The 597-nt window shown below is 61.8% G+C and carries 2 protein-coding genes; both read right to left on the reverse strand.

The genetic code is table 11. From position 1 onward, the window contains the following. A complete protein-coding gene (locus tag ABW16_RS23645; RefSeq protein ID WP_047317298.1) occupies positions 1–285 on the reverse strand; it encodes a WXG100 family type VII secretion target in 285 nt (94 codons plus the stop codon). Positions 286–299: 14 nt separating this feature from the next. After that, complete coding sequence (locus ABW16_RS23650; protein ID WP_047317297.1) at positions 300–596, reverse strand: WXG100 family type VII secretion target; 297 nt, start codon at positions 594–596, stop codon at positions 300–302. Position 597 lies beyond the last annotated feature (1 nt).

The raw sequence follows: 597 nt of genomic DNA on the forward strand, positions 1-597 counted from the left end.
TCAGGCCCAGCTGGAGCCCACCGAGGCGTCGGTGTTGGCCATGTTGTTGCCGGCCGACTGCACCTTCTGACCGTGAGAGTTGGCCTGCTCGTAGATCACCGCGAAGTTGCGGCCCAACTGCGCCACAAACTCCTGGCACGCCACCGAACCCGCACCACCCCAAAAGTCACCGGCAGCCAGCACATCGTGCACGATCGCCTGGTGCTCAGCCTCCAACGACGCCGCCTGCGCACGAATCAACGCACCGTGGGCATCCACATCACCGAACTGGTAGTTAATCGACATCTGCGGTTCTCCTTCTAGCTCGACAGGATCTGCTGAGAAGCAGCTTCCTGCTGCTCGTAGTGGTTCGCGTCGCGAATCAACCCATCCCGCACCCCGTGCAGCATGTTCACGATGTTGCGAAACGCGGTCTGCATCTGACCCATGGTGTCCATCGACGTCCGCTCCGCCAGACCACCCCAACCCGCACCGGAGATGTTCGTCGACGACGCCCACATCCGACGCGCCTCGTCCTCCACCGTCTGCGCATGCACATCAAAACGGCCCGCCATCGAACGCATCGCGTCCGGATCAGTCATAAAACGTGTTGCCATG

The organism is Mycolicibacter heraklionensis, assembly GCF_001021505.1.
Taxonomy (GTDB): domain Bacteria; phylum Actinomycetota; class Actinomycetes; order Mycobacteriales; family Mycobacteriaceae; genus Mycobacterium; species Mycobacterium heraklionense.

What these genes read in the sequence shown, in the direction of transcription:
- ABW16_RS23645 (WP_047317298.1), bottom strand. Translation starts at nt 285, where the DNA reads ATGTCGATTAACTACCAGTTCGGTGATGTGGATGCCCACGGTGCGTTG.
- ABW16_RS23650 (WP_047317297.1), bottom strand. Translation starts at nt 596, where the DNA reads ATGGCAACACGTTTTATGACTGATCCGGACGCGATGCGTTCGATGGCG.